A 21,365-nucleotide genomic window follows, 5' to 3' on the forward strand; every position below is an offset into this window, starting at 1 on the left:
TTGAATCATGAAAAAAACCTTCAAAATATATGCTGTAATATTCATCGTTGTGATGCTTATTCTGGCGTTGCTTGAAGTCAATAAAAAAGAAACCCTGAACTGGCGCAAGAATTTTGATATTAATGAAAAATCACCTTTCGGGCTCTTTGTTTTTAATAATGAAGCGAATGACCTGTTTAAAAATAAGCTGAAAAAGATAGAACAGGCTCCTTACGAATATTACGGGCAGTGGAAAAAAGAAGCACATAATATTGTGATCATTCAGAATGATCTGGATAAAGAATCGTGGAAGAAAATCCTGGATCAGGTATCCAACGGCTCCGATGCATTGATTCTATCCAATCGGGTTCCCAAAGATATATCAGACAGTATCGGCTACTATGATTCCGATATTTCTTTCAGTGAGGAAAATGTGCTGAAATTCACAGACAGGAAATACCAGAATGATTTTATTAAACTGGATAAATTTCCTTCGGGTCGAGGTTTTTCATATATTAAACCAAACGTGGAGGTGTTAGGGAAAACCATAGAGAAGAATAATGCTGACCAGGCCAATTTTATCAAAACAAATTTTGGCAAGGGAACAATCTACGTTCACACCGAACCTCTTTTCCTTACCAATTATTATCTTTTAAAACCAGGAAATCTAAAATACGCACAGGATGTTTTTTCGTACCTTCAGGATAGAGAAACCATCTGGTTTGTGAAAAATGATACCAAGGTTTCACGTTTCTTTATGAGATTCGTTCTTTCTAATCCTGCATTGAAGTATGCCTGGTGGGTATTTTTGGGCGGTCTGGTCCTGTTTATTTTCTTTAATGCAAAAAGAAAACAGCGGATCGTTCCTGTTCTGGAACCTTTAAGAAATACTTCGGTGGATTTTGTGAAAAGTATTGGAAATCTCTACCTTCAGGAAGGCGATTTCCATGATATGATGGCCAAAAAAGGTCAGTATTTTCTGAATAAAGTAAGAATGGATTTTTTAATTAATACCAGTCATCTTGACGAAGATTTCGCTATTAAGCTTCATCTGAAAACAGGAAAACCAATAGAAATGATTCGTATAGCTATTGCTTTGATTAAAAAAGGGCAGGATCCTTACGCCAGCGTGATGAAAGAAGACCTCGTAATAATGAATAAACTTCTGGATGAGATATTGAAATGTAACAATGAGGTTCCAGTAAATGATAAAAAAATCAATTAGAATAAAGAACAGAGAGTCCCGAAGGGACGATTTAACAAGAATCGGATAAAATCCGAATATAACATCCGATCATAAAACAGTTATAAAAACACAAACACAATTTAAAAAATACACAATCGGTTCAACCCCGATCAAAATATACCCATAAAACCAAAGACATAAAATTATGGAAAACCCTGAAAATGAAAATATAGACAATCAAAGTTCTATAAATCTAAATAAAAAAGAAGATCAGTTTCAATCCAGAATTGACATGATTGAGCTCCGTGCCAGCTTAGACAAAGTAAAAACGGAAATAGGAAAAGTTATTGTAGGCCAGGAAAGCATGATCGAACACCTTATTGCAGCGCTTTTATCAAACGGACATGTTCTGATTGAAGGCGTTCCTGGTGTGGCCAAAACCATTACGGCAAAGCTTCTGGCGAAAACAATAGATGTGGGTTTCAGCAGAATTCAGTTTACACCGGACCTGATGCCTTCTGATATTTTGGGCACTTCCGTTTTCAATGTTAAAAACTCCGAATTTGAATTTAAAAAAGGGCCGGTTTTTTCCAGTTTTATCCTGATTGATGAGATCAACAGGTCACCTGCCAAAACCCAGGCAGCGTTGTTTGAGGTAATGGAAGAAAGACAGGTTACAATGGACGGAATCCGGTATGTGATGGATGAACCTTTCCTTGTGGTGGCTACCCAAAACCCGATAGAGCATGAAGGAACCTACAGGCTTCCGGAAGCTCAGCTGGACCGTTTTCTGTTCAAGATCAATGTGGGATATCCAAATCTTGCACAGGAAGTGATGATCATTAAAAACCAGCACGAAAGTAAAAAAGAAGATAAAACCGAAAGTGTAAACCGCGTTATTACTGCTGAGCAGCTGAAAAGCTACCAGCACCTTGTAAAAGAAATTATTGTAGAAGCACAGCTCATGGAATATATCGCGAAAATTATCGTCAATACGCGGGAAAACCAATTCCTGTATCTTGGCGCTTCTCCACGGGCTTCACTCGCTCTGCTTACCGCCTCCAAATCTTTTGCTGCACTAAGAGGACGTGATTTTGTGACTCCTGAGGATATTAAAGAAGCCAGTTACGCCGTATTAAGACACAGGGTTATCGTTTCTCCGGAACGCGAGATGGAAGGCCTTACTGCAGATGAAATTATCCGCCAGATCCTAGAGGGAATAGAAATTCCGAGGTAGATGAAAGGGTTTAGGGTTTAGGGATCAGAGCGCGATCCTATTCCCTAATTCCTGTTTCCTAATCCTTAATTCCTATAAAATGAAAAACCTATACATCAATACCCGATTTTTCTTTTCGCTCATTGGAGTGGGGATTATTTATGTCTTTGCATTTTTCTTTCCGGTTCTGATGTGGGTGGCTCATGGTGTTTTATTGGTCTGTTTCCTGGCCGCCATGGTGGATTATCTTTTTCTGTTTAATTCCAAAAATGGAGTTCTGGCCCAAAGAATCCTTCCCGAAAAACTCTCCAATGGAGATGAAAATTTCGTGAAAATTGATATTAAAAATAATTATGGTTTCAGGATTAAAACAAAAATCATTGATGAAATTCCGTTTCAGTTTCAGAAAAGGGACTTCTTGATTACAAAAGATATTGAGTCCGGTAGAAATACTTATTTTCAGTATAGTCTGGAACCTAAAGAAAGGGGAGAGTACAGTTTTGGAAGCCTGAACATATACGCTTCTTCGCCGTTAGGATTTATATCCAGAAGATTCACTTTTCAGAAAGATGCGATGCTGCCGGCATATCCGTCCTTTGTTCATCTGAGAAAATATGAGCTGATGGCGCTGCAGAGTGAATTTATGCTCGGTGGAATCAAAAAGATCAGAAAACTGGGGCACACCATGGAATTTGAGCAGATCAAAGAATATGTTCCCGGTGATGATATCAGAACCATCAACTGGAAAGCAACTTCCAAGACTAACCGTTTAATGGTCAATCAGTTTCAGGATGAGAAGTCACAGCGTATTTTTATTCTGATTGATAAAGGAAGGACGATGAAAATGCCTTTCAATGGCCTCAGTCTCCTGGATTATTCCATTAATGCTGCAATGGCTCTTTCCCACATTATTCTGAAGAAAGGCGACCGGGCAGGAATGATGACCTTCTCCAAAAAAACGGAAAATAAAGTGGCTGCCGAAAATAAATCAGGACAGCTGAAAAAAATTTCAGAGGCTCTGTACAATATTAAAACTGATTTTTTTGAGAGCGATTTTAACCGTCTGTACCAGGATGTAAAATATTCCCTGAATCAAAGAAGCCTTGTCCTGCTTTTTACCAATTTTGAAACACTGGACGGCTTAAACAGACAACTGAAATATCTTCGCGGTATCGCCAAAAACCATTTGCTGGTCGTGGTATTTTTTAAAAATTCAGAATTGCATACGCTGATTCAAAAGAACCCTGAAAACATGCAGGAAATCTATGACGAAATTATTGCTGAAAAATTTGAATTTGAAAAGAAACTGATCATCCAGGAACTAAGAAAATATGGGATTTACACGGTCTATACGCTTCCTGAAAATTTAAATATTGACGTTATTAATAAATACCTTGAGATAAAAGCAAGGGGAATTTTATAACTTTGAATAAGCAATAAGCAATAAGCAATAAGCAATAAGCAATGAAAATAACACTTAACAGAATAAACGAAGATTTTTTATTTGAATGCACCAATTCCCAGGGAAATTCCATTCTTCTGGATAATACCTCACAGCCGGGAGCCAAAGGTGTTTCCCCAATGGAAAGTGTATTGATGGCCGTTGCAGGATGCAGCGGGATTGATGTAGTATCTATTCTTAAGAAACAACGTCAGGAAATTACGGGTTTCCAGGCTGAAGTAGAAGGCGAAAGAGTTCCCGTGGATGATGCAAAACCATTCAAATCTATAAAGGTGAAATTTCTTCTGGAAGGAAATATTGATCCCAAAAAAGCATTAAAAGCAGCAGAGCTGTCTTTTGAAAAATACTGTTCAGTATCAAAAACTTTGGAACCGAATGTAGAAATCGGGTATGAAGTTTTGGTGAATGGAGAAAAAGTGTAATTTCTTCTAATGAATAATAAACAAAAATTTCGGGCGGCCCCAAGGGCCGCCCGAAACTTATACTGTCAATCTCGGCTTCATAAGCTTAGCCACTGTCGCGGTCCATCCTGTCTGATGGGAAGCTCCCACACCACGGCCATTGTCTCCATGGAAATATTCAAAGAAAGTAATATAATCCTTAAAATGTTCATCATAATTAAACTTGGGATTTCCACCGTTGAAGGGCCTTTGTCCATGTTCGTCCTTTAAAAATAAAGAGCAGAGTCTTCTGCTGATATTCTGGGCCACTTCATCCAGGTTTTTCTTTTCGCCGCTGCCTGTCGGGAATTCCACTTTCAGGCTGTTGCCATAATAAAAATGGAAACGCTGCAGGCTTTCAACAATCAGGAAATTGATCGGGAACCAGATCGGACCACGCCAGTTGCTGTTTCCTCCGAACATGCGGCTGTCACTCTCTGCAGGCGTATAATACACCACATTTTCCGTACCGTGAACGGAAAAAACAAACGGATTTTCCTCATAGATCTTGGACATGGCGCGGATACCGTAAGAACTTAAAAATTCATCCTCATCCAGCATTCTTTTCAGGACTTTAGTCAGTCTGTTTTTACGTAAAATGCTCATCAGGTGTTTTCTGCCTTGCCCTTCCTCATCCCAGTGGGAGACCAATTTGGTGAGCTCAGGTTTATTCTTTAATACCCATTCCATTCTTGCCTGGAAATTCGGCATTTTGTCTAATAATTTATGATCCACAATTTCTACCGCAAACATTGGGATCAGGCCGACAATGCTTCTTAGTTTTAAAGAAACGCTGTCACCGTTACCCAGCTGAAGTACATCATAGAAAAAGCCGTCCTCCTCATTCCACAGACCGTCTTTACCGTCTCCTAAGTTTTCCATGGCTTCCGCGATGTACAGATAGTGCTCAAAAAATTTGATCGCCATATCTTCGTACACCTGATAATACTGGGCAAGCTCCATTGCGATCCGCATCATATTAAGTGCATACATCGCCATCCAGCTTGTTCCGTCTGCCTGTTCAAGGTGTTGTCCGTCCTTCAGCTCCATATTACGGTCAAAAGCCCCGATATTATCGAGACCGAGGAAACCACCGCCAAAAATATTGTTTCCTCTTTTATCTTTCCGGTTAACCCACCATGTAAAATTCAGGAGAAGCTTCTGGAATACCTTTTCAAGGAATAAAAGATCGGGTTTGCCATTCTGTTTTTCGTCAATTTTAAAAACACGGAAGCAGGACCATGCGTGTACAGGAGGATTCACATCGCTCAGATTCCATTCATAGGCGGGAAGCTGGCCGTTCGGGTGCATATACCATTCCTTCGTGAGCAGGAGAAGCTGTCCCTTGGCAAATTCGCCGTCAATAATTGAAAACGGGACACAGTGAAATGCCAGATCCCATGTGGCATACCACGGATATTCCCATTTATCCGGCATGGAAATGATATCCTTATTGTGAAGGTGATTCCATTCCGTATTTCTTACATAATCATTGAAATTTCTGGGAGCTTCATGGTTTGGATCACCTTTCAGCCATTTTCCTACGTTATAATGATAGAACTGCTTATTCCATAAAAGTCCTGCAAAAGCCTGTCGCTGTACGTTTCTTTCATCTTCATTCGTGGTTTCACTCTGGATTTCGTGATAAAACTCGTCTGTTTCAGCAATACGCGTAGCAAAAATTTTATCAAAGCTTTCAAAAGGTTCATCAATTTCGTCAGGACACAGCCTGAAATCGAAGGTTTTGGACTGGCCGGCTCCGATGATTTCATCTATAATAAAAGAAGCTTTGGTTCCCCGCTTTTCCGGATTTACCGTATTGCTTCCGTATATAATATGATCATTAATACCATCTTTAAAGTACGTGTTTCCCGGATATGGAGCTCCGTATAATTTAGGCGTATTGGTTTCATTTTCGCAGAAGGCACTTTTAGCACCCAGATTTCTGGAATAGAATTTTTTGATTGAAATACTGTCGTGGTTAATGTCGATGCATCCGTCAAAAGAAGCATTCATCTGCGCTTTGTACGTGTTGTAGCCCCATTTCCAGTTATTCCTGAACCATGCCGTGGGAGCGATCACGATTGGCGCATCCTGTTGGCTCCTGTTGTGCACTGTTACTCTTGCAAGAATATCATTGTGATCAGCTTTACTGTATTCAATGAAAATATCAAAATACTCATCATTGTCAAAAATTCCCGTATCAAAAATCTCATATTCAGGTTCCTTTTTGCTGCGTCTTCCGTTTTCAGCAACAAGATCATCATAGGGAAAAGAGTTGATCGGGTACTTATACACCATCTTCATATAGCTGTGCGTAGGTGTATTGTCTAAATAATAAAAGATTTCCTTAATATCCTCTCCATGATTTCCCTGCGGATTGCTCAGCCCGAAAAAACGTTCTTTGATAATTTTGTCTTTCCGGTTCCAAAATGAAAAAGCGAAACAGAAGATCTGTTTCACATCTGAGATTCCTGCGATACCTTCTTCCCCCCAACGGTATGCGTAGCTTTCCGCATTATTGTGGTTGGCATAGTGCCAGGCATTCCCATTCGGGCTGTAGTCTTCACGTACATTTCCCCATTGACGGTTGCTGACGTATGGCCCCCAGTTTTTCCATTTAATATCTTGTAATCTTTCTTTTTCAGCAGTCATATCTCATCATTTTTTCAGTACGAAGGTAGTTTTTTTGAAAAATAATTCCAATTCCTTCCATCTGAATAATTCTTAACACTGCTCTGAAACACTTGTAATTACAGGCTTTTTGAATATTAAAAAATTTTTATTGCAAAATTTAAAAGAAAAAAACTATCTTTGCATCGCGTTCATTCAAATATTGAAAATGTTATCAAGAAAGGTTGAGGGATTAGACCCTGTGAAACCTTAGCAACCCTTTGTGCAAACAGAGAAGGTGCTACGTTCTACCAATTTATTTTGGACAGATAACTTACTGAAGTTCTTTTCAGCCATTTCCTGTGGCATTTTCAATTGTATTAAAATAATAGAATTGAAAACAGAACTAAACCATATTAATCTTTCGTATCAAACCCATTCCCAAAAGGAATACCATATCCCGTTGACTTATCAGATCTTCGGGAAAGACCTGTTTACGGCTCCTGTTGTACTCATCAATCATGCTTTGACCGGAAATTCAAATGTTTCCGGAGAAAAAGGCTGGTGGAAACAATTGATTGGAGAAAATCAGGTCATCGATACGAAGAAATATACCATTCTGTCTTTCAATATCCCCGGAAACGGATATGATCATTTTTTAATTGACGAATACGAAGACTTTACCCCTTCAGATATAGCAAAAATATTCCTGAAAGGTTTAGAAGCACTTCATATCAAAAATCTTTACGCCATTATCGGAGGCTCTCTCGGAGGAGGAATTGGCTGGGAAATGCTCGCTATACAACCACAGCTTTCGGAAATTTTTATTCCTATTGCATGTGATTTCAGAACACACGACTGGCTCCATGCCCAGTGCCTGGTTCAGAAATTCCTGTTGAATAGCAACGATAAACCCCTGCAGAAAGCAAGAATACATGCCATGCTGTGTTACAGAACCCCCCAATCTCTAAATGACAGATTTCAAAACAGATATCACCAAGGAAATCAGCGGCTGGAATCGGAAGACTGGCTGGTTTATCACGGAAATTCATTAAACGAAAGGTTTAGTTTGAAATCCTATAAGCTGATGAATCACCTGCTGATGAACATTAATACCAAAGAAGATCATCTGCAAAAGATCAGTGCACGAATGCACATGGTGGCTGTAGATACCGATCTTTTTTTTCCGGCTTCAGAAATCCGAATGTGCTTTGAGCAGCTGAAAGAAAAAGACAAAGAGGTTTTCTATCACGAAATACAGTCAATTCACGGGCACGATGCCTTCCTAATGGAATACGAACAATTAAATACTATCATAAAAAATATTTTGTAGAATGAAAAATGCTAACGAAATAAAGTTTTTAAAAAACAGATCAATTATCAAATTCGAAGGTGAAGATTTCTTAGGTGAAATCGGGATCGACGGAAGAATTTTTAAAGCCCTTACCTTAGCGAGAATCAGTGTAGGAGTGATCTCCCAGCAGGCCATTGAAAACGGGATCTCTATCCTGGTTAATGAAGCAGACGCAGAAAAAGCGGTAGCCTGTCTGATCGACGAGTTTGAAGCAGAAAGAAGATCCGGGAAAGTCTCGCAGATTTACAGCATCAATAATGTTTCCGTACTGGGATTTGTGGCGGAAGATTTTAATAAAGTGCTTGCTGAGCTGGCAAGGAATAATGTGTTTCCATTGCTTTTAAACCAGGTGTCAGGGGAAAACAGGGTGAATATAGTCGTGACTTCATCTCAGGATGAAAAAACGAAGAATGTCATCGAATCTGAGATCTTCAAAAAGCCTAAAACCGTTCACCTGGCCATCATTGGCCACGGAAATGTAGGAAAGACTTTGATAGAGCAGGTTTTACAGTCGTCGGAAGAAATTAAAAGACGTAAGAAAATAGATCTAAAAGTAGTGGCAGTAGCCAATTCAAGAAAAATTGCTTTCAATAAAAAAGGATTTAATGCAGACTGGAATGATGAGGTTTCAGTGGCAGAGCATCCGTCAAATGTTGAAGAGCTGATTAACTTTTCCAAAGAAAATCAGCTGGAAAACCTGATCGTAGTCGACAATACGGCAAGCAAAGATTTTGTGAAAAATTACCATGCTTTGGCTGAAAATGGTTTTGATCTGGTTTCATCCAATAAGATCTTCAATACCCTTCCCATCGAGGAATACCGTAAACTAAGATATACGTTGAGTAAAAACAACAGGCGATATCTATATGAAACCAACGTGGGCGCCGGGCTTCCGTTGATTGATACCATCAAATTATTACACCTTTCAGGAGAAAATATCACAAGAATCAAAGGAGTATTCTCAGGAACATTGAGCTATGTTTTCAATAATTTTTCTTTGAGAGATGATAAGTTTTCCACAATTGTCAATGAAGCTCTGGAAAAAGGGTATACAGAACCTGACCCAAGAGAAGATTTATCAGGAAATGATGTTGCCAGAAAACTGTTGATTCTTGCGAGAGAACTGGATTTAATCAATGAATTTAATGATATCAACATTCAGAATCTGGTTCCTGAAAGTTTACTTTCCGTTTCAAAATCAGAATTCCTTTCAAGGTTAGATGAGTTGGATGAAGAATATCAGAAAATTAAGGAAAACCAGGAGCCGGGTCACGTTTTAAGATATGTTGGTGATTTGCATGGGGATTTACAAAAAGACAAAGGTGAACTTGATGTGAAACTGGTTTCCGTACCGGGAAGTTCGGCATTAGGCCAGCTTAAAGGTTCAGATTCTATTTTTGAAATTTACACGGAAAGCTATGGTGAAAACCCGATTGTGATTATGGGAGCCGGAGCCGGAGCCCAGGTAACCGCAAGAGGAGTTTTCGGTGATATTTTAAGAGTAAGCGAAACAAAATAAATAAAAATATAAAATGTAATTATGACAATCCTGAGTCCCGAAGGGACGATTTATCTCAGAATAGGATGAAATCCTATTTATCAATAAATACATAATTACATCAATTAAAACGATATGGAAAATTTTGAAACCTCCGCAATAAGAACACAAACTGAAAGATCACAGTTTGATGAGCATTCCACACCATTGTATCTTACATCCAGTTTTATTTTTCAGGATGCAGAAGATATGAGGGCAAGTTTTGCCGAAGAAAAAGATAAAAACCTGTACAGCCGGTTTTCAAATCCGAATGTAACGGAATTCACAGATAAGATCGTAAAAATGGAAGGTGCAGAAGCAGGATATGCCTTTGCAACTGGAATGGCCGCTATTTATTCCACGTTTGCCACTTTACTGAACGCCGGAGATCATATTGTAAGCTGTCAGTCCGTTTTCGGATCTACACACACCTTGTTTACCAAGTATTTCCCTAAATGGAATATTGAAACAACTTATTTCAAAGCAGAGGATGCTGAAAATGTGGAGCAGTATATTAAACCTAATACTAAGATCTTATATCTGGAAACCCCTACCAATCCTGCGATTGAAATCCTGGATCTTGAATTTTTCGGACAGATCGCAAAAAAGCACAATCTTATTTTTATTGTAGATAACTGTTTTGCAACACCTTATCTTCAGCAGCCAATCAGGTATGGTGCAGATGTTGTTGTACATTCCGCAACGAAACTTATTGACGGGCAGGGAAGAGTATTAGGTGGAGTAGCTGTAGGAAAAGCCGATCTGATCAGAGAGATTTATCTTTTTGCAAGGAATACAGGGCCTGCGATGTCTCCTTTCAACGCCTGGGTACTTTCAAAAAGTCTGGAAACTCTGGCTATCCGTGTAGATAAACATTGCGAAAATGCGTTGAAAGTAGCGGAGTTTTTGGAAAGCCATCCGAATGTGGAACTGGTAAAATACCCGTTCTTAAAATCCCATCCGAGTTATGAAGTAGCGAAAAAACAAATGAAGCTGGGAGGAAATATCGTAGCTTTTGAAATTAAAGGAGGAATAGAGGGCGGAAGAAGTTTTCTAGATAAAATAAAAATGTGTTCGTTGTCTGCCAATCTTGGGGATACAAGAACAATCGTTACCCACCCTGCTTCGACCACCCATTCAAAACTGACCGATGAAGAAAGAAATGAAGTGGGAATCACCGCAGGTCTGGTACGATGCTCAGTAGGTCTGGAACATGTGGATGATATTATTGCAGATCTGAAACAGGCATTAGACTAATCTAAAATTAGTGTAAGGCAGATCAGAAGAGTCCCAAAGGGACGATTTACCAAAGGATAGGCTGAATCCTATCCGTTTATCCATCAATTAATAAGAAACATATGAAAAATTCAGAACAATTATACAAAGCCATCTCAGAGAGAATTTTAATTCTCGATGGTGCTATGGGAACCATGCTCCAGCGATACAAGTTCGAAGAAGAAGATTATCGTGGTGAACGTTTCAAAGACTGGGAACATCCGGTAAAAGGAAATAACGACCTTCTTTCCCTTACCCAGCCCCAGGCGATTGAAGAAGTTCATAAAAAATACCTGGAAGCAGGCGCGGATATTATTGAAACCAATACATTCTCCGGAACCACCATTGCGATGGCAGATTACCATATGGAAGATCTGGTATATGAGCTGAACTATGAGTCGGCAAAAATAGCCAGAAAAGTATGTGATGAATTTACAGCACAGAATCCGGATAAGCCAAGATTTGTAGCAGGCTCGATTGGACCAACCAACAGAACGGCAAGCTTAAGCCCGGATGTAAATGATCCGGGGTACAGAGCGATTACATTTGAAGAATTAAGATTGGCCTACAAGCAGCAGTGTGAAGCATTACTGGATGGAGGCTCTGATATTCTTCTGGTAGAAACCATCTTCGATACGCTGAATGCAAAAGCTGCATTATTTGCGATTGACGAACTTCAGGAAGAAAGAAACATCAAAATTCCCATCATGGTTTCCGGAACCATTACTGATGCATCAGGGAGAACCTTGAGCGGACAGACTGCAGAGGCTTTTCTGATCTCGGTTTCTCACTTGAACTTATTAAGTGTAGGATTCAATTGTGCGTTGGGAGCAGATCAGCTTACTCCTTATCTGGAAACCCTGGCCCATAACTCAGAATTTTATGTTTCCGCCTATCCGAATGCAGGACTTCCAAATGCTTTCGGGAAATATGACGAAACGCCGGAAGATATGGCAAGACAGATTAAAGAATATGTAGAAAAAGGATTGATCAATATTATCGGTGGATGTTGTGGAACAACACCGGACCATATCAAAGCGATTGCAGACCTGGTAGAGCAGTATCCGCCAAGAAAATTGAAAGAATTTGTCTGATTTAATAGATTTTTTAAATTAAAACAAAGAATAAGAGCTAGGTTATAAGTATTATCTTTAAATAAACCACAAAATTTAATATAATGGAAAAGCCGGGTTACTTAAAAGATTCAGATGATGCTAAACTGTTTAATGAACTAAGAAAGAAAGTGAACCAAAGATTGGAAGCTATTCCTGAAGACAGGGACCTTTACATCCGGATCAAAGCAGTGCTTCTGCCTTTGGTCTATTTTGGTTTATATGCCCTTGCCGTTTTAAATGCTGATAAATCCTGGGTTTATATTTCGTGTTTTATCCTGATGGGCATTTCTCTGGTGTTGATTTATTTAAATCTAATTCACGAGGCGGCACACAACAATATTTATAAAAACAAGAAACTAAACAGTTTGGTTTTACAGATTTTCGACTTTGTAGGAGCCAATTCCTACATCTGGAAGAAAAGACATATTGCGGCACATCATGCCTATCCGAATGTGGATGGATGGGATACGGATATTGAACAAAGCGGTTTATTGCTGATTGTTCCGTGGATTAAAGCAAAAGGTGTTCAGAAGTACCAGCATTTCTTTTTCTTTCTGGTATATCCTCTCTATCTTTTTAACTGGATGTTTATCAGGGATTTCAGAGATTTCTTTGATAAGGAAAGGGTAATACTGAAAACCCAGGGAGCCATTCCGGTAAAGGAAAAGATTAAAATGGTTGCGTATAAGCTGTTCTATTTTTTCTACCAGATTGCAGTGCCTGTTTTATTTTTTAAAGTATCCATCGGATTGGCACTGGGAGCCTGGTTTTTGCAGGTAATAGCGGCCAGCATCTTTGCTCTGTTTGTTTTATTGCCGCTGCACCCGCTTCCTGACAATGCTTTTCCAAAGCTGGATCAGAAAAACGGACTTCCTTTCAGCTGGCTCCGTCATCAGTTTGAGGTGACCAATGATTTAAAAGAAAATAACTGGTTTGTAAGAAATGTGCTGGGAAATTTCAACTTTCACGTAGCCCACCACCTGTTTCCAAACTACAGCTATCTCTATTATAATGAAATTACAGAAGAAATCGAAGAATTTGCCAGAGCCCATAACCTGGCTTATAAAAGGTTTCCGATTTTTACCGCTTTGGGCAAACATGTGGATTTGCTGAAGCAAAATGCGAATAATGCATACTATATTTTAGAAGAATAAATTTGATGAAATATTTAAGATTATCGGGGCTTGAGCCTTTGATTATTACACCGGAAAGTAACTTTATCAACGTTGGGGAAAGAACCAATGTGGCCGGTTCCAAAAAGTTTTTAAGACTGATAAAAGAGGAGAAATTCTCTGAAGCCCTTGATATTGCACGCCATCAGGTTGAAGGCGGTGCACAGATTCTTGATGTCAATTTCGATGATGGATTGATTGATGGGAAAGCTTCAATGATCAAATTCCTGAACTTAATAGCCTCAGAACCGGATATCTCAAGAATTCCCATTATGATCGACTCTTCGAAATGGGAGATTCTGGAAGCCGGACTTCAGGTGGCGCAGGGAAAATGTGTAGTAAATTCCATCAGTTTAAAAGAAGGTGAAGCAGAATTTATCAGCCACGCAAAAGCCATCAAAAGATACGGCGCTGCCATGATTGTGATGGCATTTGATGAGGTAGGACAAGCCGATACCTATGAACGTAGAATTGAGATTTCAAAACGATCCTATGATATTCTGGTGAACCAACTGAACTTTCCTGCAGAAGATATTATTTTCGATTTAAATATTTTCCCTGTAGCCACGGGGATGGATGAGCATCGTAAAAATGCCATCGACTTTATTGAAGCCACAAGATGGGTTCGTCAGAATCTTCCGTATGCATCCGTAAGTGGAGGAGTAAGTAACGTTTCATTTTCCTTCCGTGGAAATGATACGGTACGGGAAGCCATGCACTCTGTTTTTCTGTATCATGCCATTCAGGCCGGAATGAATATGGGTATTGTAAACCCTGCCATGCTGGAGGTGTATGATGAGATTAATAAAGAACTTTTGGAGCTTGTTGAAGATGTAATTCTTGACAAAAGAGAAGATGCCACAGAAAGATTACTTGATTATTCCGAAAAACATAAATCGGTCAAAAAAGAAAAAGTTGAAGATTTAGAATGGAGAACAAAGCCTTTACAGGATAGAATTACCTATGCTCTGGTAAAAGGGATCGACCGTTTTATCGAAGAAGATGTTGAGGAAGCAAGACAGCAGGCCGCAAAGCCACTCCATGTTATAGAGGTCAATCTGATGACCGGAATGGGCGTGGTGGGAGATCTCTTCGGAAGCGGAAAAATGTTCCTGCCACAGGTAGTAAAATCGGCAAGGGTAATGAAAAGGGCGGTTGCCTATCTTCAGCCCTATATTGAAGCGGAAAAAGACGGTTCAAGACCGGCTAACGGTAAAGTCCTTATGGCTACTGTAAAAGGTGATGTCCACGATATCGGTAAAAATATTGTGAGTGTGGTGTTGGGATGTAACAATTACGAGATTGTGGATCTTGGAGTGATGGTTCCTGCAGAAAAAATTATCCAGACTGCCATTGAAGAAAAAGTAGATGTCATTGGATTAAGCGGATTAATCACCCCAAGTTTGGATGAAATGGTATACATCGCCCAGGAACTGGAAAGGCAGAACCTTGATTTTCCGTTACTGATTGGTGGTGCCACCACTTCAAAAGCCCATACCGCCGTTAAGATTGATTTAAAATATAAAAATGCAGTCGTTCACGTCAATGATGCATCCAGAGCGGTAAACGTAGTAAGCTCACTACTGGGAGACAGAAATAAAGAATATGTTTCAGAGCTTAAAGATGAATATTCTGATTTCCGCGAAAAGTTCCTGAACAGACAGGTAGACAAAGATTATGTTTCCATTGAAGAAGCAAGACAGAATCATTTCAAAATCGATTGGAAAAATGAAGATATTTTCACACCGAATAATTTAGGCATAACGGTTATAGAAGACCAGGATCTGTGTGAACTGCTTCCTTTTATTGACTGGTCGCCGTTTTTCAGAAGCTGGGACCTTCACGGGAAATATCCTAATATCCTGGAAGATGAGGTGGTAGGAACTCAGGCGAAAGAATTATTTAAAGATGCCCAGGTTATTTTAAAGAAAATTCTTGACGAAAAAAGACTGAAAGCAAAAGCCGTTTTCGGGATCTTTAAAGCCAATTCCAATGAAACGGATGATATCTTGATTTTTAACGAAAATAACGAAGAACAGGCTAAATTCTTAACCTTAAGACAGCAGGCACAGCGATCCAAAGGAAAAGAATATCTGGCATTAAGTGATTTCATCGCTCCACAATCTTCAGGAAAAACGGATTATGTAGGAGCTTTCTGTGTGACCACCGGTTTTGGAACAGATGAATTTGCAGAAGAATATGAAAAAGATAATGATGATTATAATGCCATCATGGTAAAAGCCCTTGCCGACAGATTTGCAGAAGCCTACGCTGAATTCCTCCATAAAAAGGTAAGAACAGAATATTGGGGCTACGCTAACCAGGAAAACCTGAGCAACGAAGAACTGATTGCTGAAAAATATAAAGGAATCCGTCCTGCGCCAGGCTATCCTGCATGTCCGGACCACCTGGAAAAGAAAACCATCTGGGACCTTCTTAAAGTAGAGGAAAATACAGGTGTTTTCCTTACCGAAAGTTTAGCGATGTTTCCTACAGCTTCAGTTTCCGGATATTATTTCGGAAGCCCTCATGCAAAATATTTCGGTCTTGGAAAAATTACAGATGACCAGCTGGAAAATTATGCGGAAAGAAGAGAATGCAGCATTGATGAAGCAAAAAGATGGCTGTCCCCAAATCTGGCATAAGACTACTGATTATGGCCGCAACGCATAAACCAGCAACAAATAACTAAACTATAAAATGAAGATCACTGACCATATAAAAAACGCAAACGGAAAAACCTTATTCTCCTTAGAAGTGGTTCCACCTCAAAAGGGAATTGGAATTGAAGATCTGTATACCAACATAGATCCCTTGATGGAGTTTAAGCCGCCATTTATTGATGTAACCACCTCCAGGGAAGAATATATTTATATCGACAAAGGAAACGGACTCATGGAACGCCGTATCACCAGGATGCGTCCCGGAACCCTGGGAATCTGTGCCGCCATCCAGCATAAATACAATGTAGATACCGTTCCTCATCTGCTGTGCGGAGGATTCACCAAAGAGGAAACAGAATACCTTTTGGTAGATTGTATGTATCTTGGAATTGACAATATTATGGCTTTAAGAGGAGATGCCATGAAAGGACATCAGTACTTTGAACCGACCCCGGGAGGCCATGCCAGCGCTATGGATCTCGTTCATCAGATCAATGATCTCGGGCGGGGCAAATATCTACACAATGATGAAAAGGCCTGTGATGAACTGAATAAGTTTTGTATCGGGGTAGCTGGATACCCTGAGAAACATATGGAAGCTCCTTCCATGAATTATGACCTGAAGTGGCTTAAGGAAAAAGTAGATGCCGGAGCAGATTATATCGTGACCCAGATGTTTTTTGATAATAAAAGATTCATTGAGTTTGTAACCAAAGCAAGGGAGATGGGGATCACTGTTCCCATCATTCCGGGGATCAAACCGATTGCCACCAAAAAGCATTTGAAGATTCTTCCGCAGGTATTCAAAATAGATCTTCCAGAGGAGCTCATTACCGAAGTGGAGAATGCCAAAAACAATGAAGCCGTAAAACAGATAGGAATAGAATGGGCCATCACCCAATGCAGGGAACTGCTTGATTTCGGAGTTCCTGTCCTGCACTTTTACTCGATGGGGAAAAGTGATAATATTAAAAAAGTAGCCCGAGAGCTATTCTAATAGAGTATCAATGAAGGGAACCCTGCTGATCATCAGCAGGGTTTTTATTTATAAGATAGGATGTCTTTTAAACTCTTTCGTACGGTCAAATAAATACCGGTACGTCGTCAGTTTTCTCGTGACCGTAGTATCAAGACTCTCCGCAATTTTTATCATTTTAGGATTAAAATCCCCGATCCACTGGAGTTCTGTAGTTTTAAAATCCGTATGCTTACGGAGGTGTTGGGTTCCTTCCCAGATCATATAGCCGTCAATTCCTTTTTTCTGCCATTCCGGAATAACTCCGAAAACTAGACCTACCATTTTTTCATTTTTCCTAAATTTTTTTATCCACAGAAACCTGAGCTTTTCCAAAATTCCGAATTTCCCGTGCAGATATTTGAACCACTGGTTCACATCCGGCAGGTTCATCCACATCGCAATAGGCTTGTCATTTTCATAGACAAACCAGGAAATATGTTCATTGATGATGGGTTTCATCTTTTGAAACATTTTCAGAACTTTGGTCTCTTCCAGCTGCTTCCCTTCTCCATGACAGGCCCAGGCCTGGTTATAGATTTCCGTAAAATCTTTAGCGAATTTAGCCAGATTATTCCTTTTCATAGGTACTGCGGAGATTGCGGGATTCCGGCTGTGTTTTGTATGCATTAAAGTAAAAACCCTTGAAACTTCCGCAAAAATGGGTCTCGAAAAACAAAGCTGCTCGAAATACATTTTAAAGCCGTAGTTTTCAAAAAGATCCTGATAATAAGGAAAATTATAATTCATCCCGAACAGAGGTTCTGCAAAACCTTCTGTCAGAAGACCCCAGAATTTATCCCGTTCCCCAAAGTTAATAGGTCCGTCCATAGCTTCCATCCCTCTTTCCTTAAGCCAACTTACGCAGTGATCAAAGATAAAATCTGCTGTTTCCTGATCATGGATACAGTCGAAAAAACCGATTCCTCCCGTAGGCTGTTCCTGCTCATAATCTGCGGAGACAAAAACGGCCACTTTTCCCACCGTTTCCTTCTGTTTGTTCCTGAATAAAAACCGGGCACACTCCCCGTTACTGAAGAATTTATTTTTTTCAGAATCAAAAATCTCTTCGATATCCTGGTTTCTTGGTCTTATATAATTCTTGTCGTGACGGTATAGCCGGGCGGGAAATTCTAAAAATTCTTTTTTTTGTTTTTGGTTCTGTACTTCTTCGACAATCATCATAGGCTAAGTTGAAAATGGGTCATGTTTTTTCACCCTAATTAAAATAAATGAACAGATTTTATCCGTATTTTTGTTGCAAATTAAATAAAAATGGTTGATTTTACCGATAACGACGATGATATTTTCACAGGAAAAGAACATACGCCAATCAGGAAAGATGCATTTGATAAATCGCCACAGGAAAAAATAGAAAAAATTACCGAACTTTTCGGTGAAATTATGGAAACACTGGGGATGGATATGACAGATGATTCTTTGAAGGATTCTCCAAGGCGTGTTGCCAAAATGTATGTGAATGAAATTTTTGGAGGGCTGCTTCCGGAAAACAAACCGGGAATTTCCACTTTCTCCAATAAATATAAATACCGCCAGATGCTGGTGGAAAAGGATATTACCGTATATTCTTTCTGTGAACACCACTTCCTGCCGATTATCGGAAGAGCCCATGTAGCCTATATTTCAAACGGTGAAGTGATCGGGCTTTCCAAGATCAACAGGATTGTGGATTATTATGCGAAAAGACCACAGGTTCAGGAAAGATTAACGATGCAGATTGTAGATGCCCTGAAAGAAGCATTGGGAACAAAAGATGTGGCCTGCATTATTGATGCAAAGCATCTGTGTGTGAACTGCAGAGGAATAAAAGACACGGCAAGTTCTACCATTACAGCAGAACTGAGTGGTATTTTCAGAACCAATCCTATCACCAGACAGGAATTCCTGCATTATGTGGGAAGCCATGCGAAATTAGATTATTAATAAAAAATGAACTATCAGATTCTTAAAAATATTGTTGATGCTGAGCTTCAGAGATTCGAAACGATTTCTGACGAAGAGTGGTCCCATAAAATTTCACCTGAAAAATGGTCGAAAAAAGAAATTTTAGGTCATCTTTGTGACAGTGCTTTAACGAATATAAGACGATTTGTAGTGACCCAATACAAAGAAAATGATAATATTGTATATGATCAGGACTTTTGGGTAAAGGCACAGAATTATCAGAATGTTCCGGTTTCCGAACTGATCGGTTTGTGGAAATCCCTGAATTTTCAGATCGTTCATACGGTAGAGAATATTCCTGATGAAGCCCTGAAAAGAACATGTGATACCACGAAGACAGTTCCCCAGACTTTTACCCTGGAATATATTATTCAGGATTATATTGATCATCTGCAGTATCATTTAAAAGCAATTTAATAATGGTTATATTTAAAAAAGTTTCAAATAAAATTTTTCTCACAACAATTATTTGTTGTGGATAAGATTATTTTACCTAATTTTTAAATCCTTTACCATTGAATCTTTTAATTTAAAAAAATGCAATTAAAACTATACAACTCCCTGACCGGAGAGAAAGAAATATTTAAACCAATTTTAGAAGGAAACGTCGGAATGTATGTCTGCGGGCCTACCGTGTACAGCAATGTGCATCTTGGAAATGTAAGAACTTTCCTGTCCTTTGATTTTATCTACCGTACCCTGATGCATCTGGGGTATAAAGTAAGATATGTAAGAAACATCACCGATGCAGGTCACCTTACCGATGACGGAAATGTGGATAACGACAGATTCGTGAAGCAGACCCGTCTTGAAAAGCTCGAACCTATGGAGATCGTACAGAAATATACGGTGGATTTTCATAAGGTGCTGGAAATGTTCAACCTGCTTCCTCCCAATATCGAACCTACGGCAACAGGCCACATCGTAGAGCAGATCGAGCTTACGCAGAAACTTATTGAAAGAGGTTTTGCCTACGAAAGCAACGGATCCGTCTATTTTGATGTGCTGGAATACAACAAAAGAGGGCTGAACTACGGTGAACTTTCAAAACGTAATATAGAAGAACTTTTTGCGAATACCCGTGATCTTGACGGACAGGGCGAAAAGAAAAACCCGCAGGATTTTGCCCTGTGGAAAAAAGCATCTCCCGCACACATTATGAGATGGAATTCCCCATGGGGCGAAGGTTTCCCGGGGTGGCACCTCGAATGTACTGCCATGAGTACAAAATATCTAGGCGAGAAATTTGATATCCACGGTGGCGGAATGGACCTGAAATTTCCACACCACGAATGTGAAATAGCTCAGGGAAAAGCCTGCAATGATACAGCTCCGGTGAATTACTGGATGCATGCCAATATGCTGACGATGAATTCCCAGCGGATGAGTAAATCTACAGGAAATTATATCCTTCCGATGCAGCTGGTGACCGGAGAAAACGACTTCTTCGAAAAACCTTTTCATCCGTCCATCGTACGTTTCTGCTTCCTGCAGGCACATTACAGAAGCGTGCTGGATATTTCCAATGATGCCATGATTGCCAGTGAAAAAGGGTTCATCAGATTAATGGAAGCCATTAAAGTGTTGAACGCCATCACTCCGGATGATGCTAAACAGTCGGAATTTAATCTTCAGGAGTGGAAAAACAAATGTTACGATGCTCTGAATGACGATTTCAACTCCCCGATTCTGATTGCTCACTTATTTGAAGCCGTGAAATATATTTTTGCTTTGAATGACGGGAAGGAAACTATATCTTCAAATGATCTTGAAGATCTGAAATCTACATTGAATGCATTGATTTATGATGTTTTGGGACTTCAGAACATAGAAGAAAACAATAATGAAAAGCTTGACCAGACTTTGAAAGTTTTAATCGAGCTTAGAAACCAGGCAAGAAAATCAAAAAACTTCGATCTTTCAGATCAGATCAGAGATAAATTGCTTGCTGAAGGTATTGAATTAAAAGACGGCAGAGACGGAACCACCTACGTTCTGAATTAAAAGTCTTACAATTAATCATACAGTTCCCGCTGATTACGCAAATCCTGCAGATGATATCATAAAATCTGTGGTAATCCGTGTGATCTGCGGGAGTTTTATATTTCATTCATTATAACAAATTCTTGTCATTATGATTTCTCGCAGATGTAGCAGATCCTGCAGATTCTTCATTGCGATGAAGAAAACACGAATGCCACTAATTTTTTTCACTAATTCCACAAATGTTGTCGTAGTTCGCCAGTGTTATTGGTGAAGCATTTGCACAATTTGTGTTTAAAAAAATAAACAGATTATCGAAATATCAATGTTTATGTGAATTGATTGTAAATATTATGCAAATACTAATGATTTTTTATGATTCAATTTTTA

Annotated in this window: 16 protein-coding genes and 1 riboswitch; of the genes, 14 read left to right on the top strand and 2 right to left on the bottom strand. The window is 39.4% G+C overall.

What is annotated here, in order from left to right; translation table 11 throughout:
* Positions 1 to 7: 7 nt before the first annotated feature.
* The 4 genes from B7E04_RS06135 to B7E04_RS06150 all read left to right on the top strand — a co-directional run bounded on the left by B7E04_RS06135 (position 8) and on the right by B7E04_RS06150 (position 4,265).
* Positions 8 to 1,204: a DUF4350 domain-containing protein gene (locus B7E04_RS06135; protein ID WP_080777824.1), complete on the top strand. Its 1,197-nt coding sequence runs from the start codon at positions 8 to 10 to the stop codon at positions 1,202 to 1,204.
* A 166-nt stretch (positions 1,205 to 1,370) separates the two neighbouring features.
* Complete coding sequence (locus B7E04_RS06140) at positions 1,371 to 2,402, top strand: AAA family ATPase (protein ID WP_080777825.1); 1,032 nt, start codon at positions 1,371 to 1,373, stop codon at positions 2,400 to 2,402.
* Positions 2,403 to 2,481: 79 nt separating this feature from the next.
* Positions 2,482 to 3,804: a DUF58 domain-containing protein gene (locus tag B7E04_RS06145; RefSeq protein ID WP_080777826.1), complete on the top strand. Its 1,323-nt coding sequence runs from the start codon at positions 2,482 to 2,484 to the stop codon at positions 3,802 to 3,804.
* A gap of 41 nt (positions 3,805 to 3,845) precedes the next feature.
* Positions 3,846 to 4,265 carry an OsmC family protein gene (locus tag B7E04_RS06150; RefSeq protein ID WP_080777827.1) on the top strand — a complete coding sequence of 140 codons (420 nt, stop codon included), beginning with the start codon at positions 3,846 to 3,848 and terminating at the stop codon, positions 4,263 to 4,265.
* A gap of 57 nt (positions 4,266 to 4,322) precedes the next feature.
* Here the strand turns inward: B7E04_RS06150 and B7E04_RS06155 are convergent, their stop codons facing one another.
* Positions 4,323 to 6,938, bottom strand: coding sequence for an MGH1-like glycoside hydrolase domain-containing protein (locus tag B7E04_RS06155; RefSeq protein ID WP_080777828.1), 2,616 nt, complete (start codon positions 6,936 to 6,938; stop codon positions 4,323 to 4,325).
* A gap of 187 nt (positions 6,939 to 7,125) precedes the next feature.
* Positions 7,126 to 7,232: riboswitch (SAM riboswitch) on the top strand.
* A 58-nt stretch (positions 7,233 to 7,290) separates the two neighbouring features.
* On the opposite strand from B7E04_RS06155, the gene B7E04_RS06160 reads away from it, so the two are divergent.
* From B7E04_RS06160 to metF, 7 genes are all read left to right on the top strand, one after another.
* On the top strand, positions 7,291 to 8,229 hold the full coding sequence (locus tag B7E04_RS06160) for an alpha/beta fold hydrolase (protein WP_080777829.1): 939 nt from the start codon (positions 7,291 to 7,293) through the stop codon (positions 8,227 to 8,229).
* Between the two features lies 1 nt (position 8,230).
* On the top strand, positions 8,231 to 9,769 hold the full coding sequence (locus B7E04_RS06165; RefSeq protein ID WP_080777830.1) for an ACT domain-containing protein: 1,539 nt from the start codon (positions 8,231 to 8,233) through the stop codon (positions 9,767 to 9,769).
* Positions 9,770 to 9,883: 114 nt separating this feature from the next.
* The gene (locus B7E04_RS06170) at positions 9,884 to 11,044 is read left to right on the top strand and encodes an O-succinylhomoserine sulfhydrylase (protein ID WP_080777831.1); all 1,161 of its coding nucleotides are present in this window, start codon (positions 9,884 to 9,886) and stop codon (positions 11,042 to 11,044) included.
* A 101-nt stretch (positions 11,045 to 11,145) separates the two neighbouring features.
* The gene (locus tag B7E04_RS06175) at positions 11,146 to 12,156 is read left to right on the top strand and encodes a homocysteine S-methyltransferase family protein (RefSeq protein ID WP_062650807.1); all 1,011 of its coding nucleotides are present in this window, start codon (positions 11,146 to 11,148) and stop codon (positions 12,154 to 12,156) included.
* Positions 12,157 to 12,239: 83 nt separating this feature from the next.
* A complete protein-coding gene (locus B7E04_RS06180) occupies positions 12,240 to 13,331 on the top strand; it encodes a fatty acid desaturase family protein (protein ID WP_080777832.1) in 1,092 nt (363 codons plus the stop codon).
* A 5-nt stretch (positions 13,332 to 13,336) separates the two neighbouring features.
* Positions 13,337 to 15,994, top strand: a complete 2,658-nt coding sequence (gene metH, locus B7E04_RS06185; RefSeq protein WP_080777833.1) for a methionine synthase — start codon at positions 13,337 to 13,339, stop codon at positions 15,992 to 15,994.
* A gap of 55 nt (positions 15,995 to 16,049) precedes the next feature.
* Positions 16,050 to 17,009 (top strand): methylenetetrahydrofolate reductase [NAD(P)H], encoded by a 960-nt coding sequence (gene metF / locus B7E04_RS06190; RefSeq protein WP_080777834.1) that lies wholly within the window; start codon positions 16,050 to 16,052, stop codon positions 17,007 to 17,009.
* Between the two features lie 48 nt (positions 17,010 to 17,057).
* Here metF and B7E04_RS06195 read toward each other — a convergent pair whose 3' ends face one another.
* Positions 17,058 to 18,212 (bottom strand): hypothetical protein, encoded by a 1,155-nt coding sequence (locus B7E04_RS06195; protein ID WP_317043784.1) that lies wholly within the window; start codon positions 18,210 to 18,212, stop codon positions 17,058 to 17,060.
* A gap of 90 nt (positions 18,213 to 18,302) precedes the next feature.
* On the opposite strand from B7E04_RS06195, the gene folE reads away from it, so the two are divergent.
* The 3 genes from folE (at position 18,303) to cysS (ending at position 20,996) form a co-directional block, all read left to right on the top strand.
* Positions 18,303 to 18,971, top strand: coding sequence for a GTP cyclohydrolase I FolE (gene folE / locus B7E04_RS06200; RefSeq protein WP_047376638.1), 669 nt, complete (start codon positions 18,303 to 18,305; stop codon positions 18,969 to 18,971).
* Positions 18,972 to 18,977: 6 nt separating this feature from the next.
* A complete protein-coding gene (locus B7E04_RS06205) occupies positions 18,978 to 19,409 on the top strand; it encodes a DinB family protein (RefSeq protein WP_080777835.1) in 432 nt (143 codons plus the stop codon).
* 120 nt (positions 19,410 to 19,529) lie between these two features.
* Complete coding sequence (cysS, locus tag B7E04_RS06210; protein ID WP_080777836.1) at positions 19,530 to 20,996, top strand: cysteine--tRNA ligase; 1,467 nt, start codon at positions 19,530 to 19,532, stop codon at positions 20,994 to 20,996.
* Positions 20,997 to 21,365: the final 369 nt, after the last annotated feature.

Source organism: Chryseobacterium phocaeense (assembly GCF_900169075.1).
Taxonomy (GTDB): Bacteria; Bacteroidota; Bacteroidia; order Flavobacteriales; family Weeksellaceae; genus Chryseobacterium; species Chryseobacterium phocaeense.

Excerpts from the sequence above, each read along its gene's own strand:
- B7E04_RS06170 (WP_080777831.1), top strand. The coding sequence starts at position 9,884 with ATGGAAAATTTTGAAACCTCCGCAATAAGAACACAAACTGAAAGATCA.
- B7E04_RS06180 (WP_080777832.1), top strand. The coding sequence starts at position 12,240 with ATGGAAAAGCCGGGTTACTTAAAAGATTCAGATGATGCTAAACTGTTT.
- metF (WP_080777834.1), top strand. The coding sequence starts at position 16,050 with ATGAAGATCACTGACCATATAAAAAACGCAAACGGAAAAACCTTATTC.
- B7E04_RS06140 (WP_080777825.1), top strand. The coding sequence starts at position 1,371 with ATGGAAAACCCTGAAAATGAAAATATAGACAATCAAAGTTCTATAAAT.
- B7E04_RS06150 (WP_080777827.1), top strand. The coding sequence starts at position 3,846 with ATGAAAATAACACTTAACAGAATAAACGAAGATTTTTTATTTGAATGC.
- B7E04_RS06145 (WP_080777826.1), top strand. The coding sequence starts at position 2,482 with ATGAAAAACCTATACATCAATACCCGATTTTTCTTTTCGCTCATTGGA.
- B7E04_RS06135 (WP_080777824.1), top strand. The coding sequence starts at position 8 with ATGAAAAAAACCTTCAAAATATATGCTGTAATATTCATCGTTGTGATG.
- B7E04_RS06165 (WP_080777830.1), top strand. The coding sequence starts at position 8,231 with ATGAAAAATGCTAACGAAATAAAGTTTTTAAAAAACAGATCAATTATC.
- B7E04_RS06195 (WP_317043784.1), bottom strand. The coding sequence starts at position 18,212 with ATGATGATTGTCGAAGAAGTACAGAACCAAAAACAAAAAAAAGAATTT.
- B7E04_RS06175 (WP_062650807.1), top strand. The coding sequence starts at position 11,146 with ATGAAAAATTCAGAACAATTATACAAAGCCATCTCAGAGAGAATTTTA.
- folE (WP_047376638.1), top strand. The coding sequence starts at position 18,303 with ATGGTTGATTTTACCGATAACGACGATGATATTTTCACAGGAAAAGAA.
- metH (WP_080777833.1), top strand. The coding sequence starts at position 13,337 with ATGAAATATTTAAGATTATCGGGGCTTGAGCCTTTGATTATTACACCG.
- B7E04_RS06205 (WP_080777835.1), top strand. The coding sequence starts at position 18,978 with ATGAACTATCAGATTCTTAAAAATATTGTTGATGCTGAGCTTCAGAGA.
- B7E04_RS06155 (WP_080777828.1), bottom strand. The coding sequence starts at position 6,938 with ATGACTGCTGAAAAAGAAAGATTACAAGATATTAAATGGAAAAACTGG.
- cysS (WP_080777836.1), top strand. The coding sequence starts at position 19,530 with ATGCAATTAAAACTATACAACTCCCTGACCGGAGAGAAAGAAATATTT.